This is a genomic window from Terrisporobacter sp. (genome assembly GCF_017888745.1).
GTDB lineage: Bacteria > Bacillota > Clostridia > Peptostreptococcales > Peptostreptococcaceae > Terrisporobacter.
Genome location: NZ_JAGHFM010000114.1, coordinates 1 through 2,844, shown reverse-complemented (window position 1 = coordinate 2,844; position 2,844 = coordinate 1). Strand labels below are relative to the sequence as shown.

At 24.9% G+C, this 2,844-nt stretch carries 2 protein-coding genes; both read right to left on the bottom strand.

Annotated elements, in window-relative coordinates; translation table 11 throughout:
- On the bottom strand, positions 1-1,586 hold a 1,586-nt coding region (locus J7G74_RS05650), incomplete at its 3' end, for a DNA topoisomerase 3 (protein WP_297132944.1).
- A gap of 309 nt (positions 1,587-1,895) precedes the next feature.
- The gene (locus J7G74_RS05645) at positions 1,896-2,582 is read right to left on the bottom strand and encodes a GTP pyrophosphokinase (RefSeq protein ID WP_297132941.1); all 687 of its coding nucleotides are present in this window, start codon (positions 2,580-2,582) and stop codon (positions 1,896-1,898) included.
- Positions 2,583-2,844: the final 262 nt, after the last annotated feature.

Sequence of the window (2,844 nt, the reverse complement as noted above, 5' to 3'; positions counted from 1 at the left end):
TCTAAAAGCTGTCTACCTTTAGATGTTATATGGATTTCTTTGTTATTTTTCTTTTCTACTAAAAATGAATTAAATAATTTTTCTATTATATCTGCTCTCGTTGCAACTGTACCTAAATTATTTTTTTCCATTTCTGTAAGTAAAGTTCCTTCATTTAGATAAGATGGTGGATTAGTCTTTCCACTTTTTATATTTATCTGGTTTATTTTTAATATATCATTTATTAATATCTCCGGAATACTATCTAATACTTCACCTTCATCATCGTTATAAGTTTCTGTGTATCCTAAATTTATAATCTTATTTCCTTTTGCTTTTAATATTTCTCCCTCACACTCTCCAGTAATTGTTGTCTCAACATATTCAAAAGGTGGAGAAAGTACTGCTAAAAATCTCTTTACTACTAAATCATAGATTTTTCTTTCTTTATCACTTAAATCACCTAAAAATACCCTTTCTTCTGTTGGTATTATAGCATGGTGATCACTAACTTTTGAGTTATCAACAAAGGATTTATTTCCTTTTATATTGGTCTTTAACAACTTATTACAGACTTTTGAATAGTCACTTACATTTACAGCTTTTACTCTATCTTTTAAAGTTTCTACTATATCTGTAGTTAAATATCTAGAATCTGTTCTTGGATATGTAAGTACCTTATGATGTTCATATAATTTTTGCATAATTGATAAAGTTTCTTTTGCAGAAAACCCAAATCTTTTATTTGCATCTCTTTGTAATTCTGTTAAATCATAAAGTGATTTAGAATATTTTTTCTTTTCAGCTTTTTTAATATCTATGATTTTTATTTCTTTATTGTTTAACTTGTTATATATATTTTCTATTATTTCTTTATTAAAAGATGTAGTATTATTAGTATTTTTATCTGACCAATTTAACTTTAAATTAGAACTACCTTTTTTAGTATATACTTCTAAAGAATAATATTCTTTAGGTACAAATTTTCTTATTTCTTCTTCTCTTTTTAAAATCATACCCAAAGTTGGTGTTTGAACTCTACCACAAGAAAGTTGTGCATTATATTTTGTAGTTAATGCACGAGTTCCATTTATACCTACTAACCAGTCAGCTTCGGCTCTAGCTATTGCTGAATAATATAAATTATTGTATTCTTTTCCATCTTTTAACTTACTAAATCCTTCTTTAATAGCTTTATCTGTATTAGATGAAATCCAAAGACGCTTTAATGGCTTTTTAATATGGGCTTTTTCTATTATCCATCTTGCAACTAGTTCTCCTTCTCTTCCTGCATCAGTAGCTATTACAACTTCACATACATCTTCTCTATTTAATTGAGCTTTAACTGTATTAAATTGTTTAGATGTTTTTTTTATTACAACAGTTTTTAATTTATTAGGAAGCATTGGCAAATCTTCCATATTCCATGATTTATATTTATCACTATAAGCTTCTGGATCAGCTAAAGTAACTAAGTGACCTAATGCCCAAGTTACTATATATTTATTTCCTTCTATATATCCATTTTTTTCTCTATTACAATTTAATACTCTAGCAATATCCCTTCCTACTGAAGGCTTTTCTGCTAATACTAATATTTTTTTCATTTTAGTCCTTCCTTATTTCAATAGTTTTCTAAAATAATACAGTCTTTTTATATAAATTTTTCCTATTAATAATAATTTTATCATAAATTATAAAAAAGTTACCAATGTTTTCGATATACTGGTAACCTTTTTAACAATATTTTTTAATTTTTAAACTGTATTTATTATGTAATTTTACTATATTGTAATACAAATCCCTTAATTTAACATTAACCGAAAGTATATTAAATATTTAATATCTCAATTATATTGATATTCTAGTAAGAAAAAGTCATATGAATATAAATTCATACGACTTAAATTTGCTAATTACCAGTTATTTTTTAATATACTATTTCTTATTTTCTCCATACGACTATCAAGATCTGCACTGATTTCAGCACATTCAAATAGTTCTTTAGACAATATATCTGTCTTTTCTTCTGGTATATCTTTCTTATACGATAATTTATGTTCTAAACTTGCCCAAAAGTCCATAGCTATAGTTCTTAGTTGAACTTCAACTTTCATATTTTTCTTTTCATTTGCCAGGAAAATTGGTATCTCTATGATTAAGTGTAAACTTCTATATCCATTAGGCTTAGGATTTTTTATATAATCCTTTACCTCAATCAACTTTACATCATCTTGTTGCAATAGGCATTCTGCTAGTAAATATATATCTTCAGGAAAAGAACATATAACTCTTACACCTGCAATATCATTTATATTTTCTTCTATAGACTTTATAGAAAATGGAAAATCCTTTCTCTTTAATTTTTTAGCTATACCTTCTGGTGATTTTAGTCTTGATTTTATTGTTTCTATTGGATTTCTATCATATTGAAGAGAAAATTGTTCATCTAATACTTTGAATTTCGTCTCTACTTCCATAATTGCACAACGATAATAAGACATAAGCTGATTAATAGGTCTAATATTATTCTGAAACATATCTATAATGTTATCATCAATTAATTCTTTTATAATTTGATCTCTTATTTGCTCTTTTATCATTTCTAGAATCTCCCCTCTATTGCCAAATAAGCCTTATTTTAAGGCTAGATTTTCTTAAAATTCTATATTTGTATATCAAATAATTATTTATATTTCTTATCTATTCATAATACCATAAATATCATCTTTATCATACAATTTAATAAATTTCACAAAATATTGAATAAAAAATAATTACAAATACATCATTAGATGCAAAATAAGTAAGAAAATAATAGAAATAATTAAAAATTATCTTAAATAAAATATAAACTAATAATAG

What these genes read in the sequence shown, in the direction of transcription:
- J7G74_RS05645 (WP_297132941.1), bottom strand. Translation starts at nt 2,582, where the DNA reads ATGATAAAAGAGCAAATAAGAGATCAAATTATAAAAGAATTAATTGAT.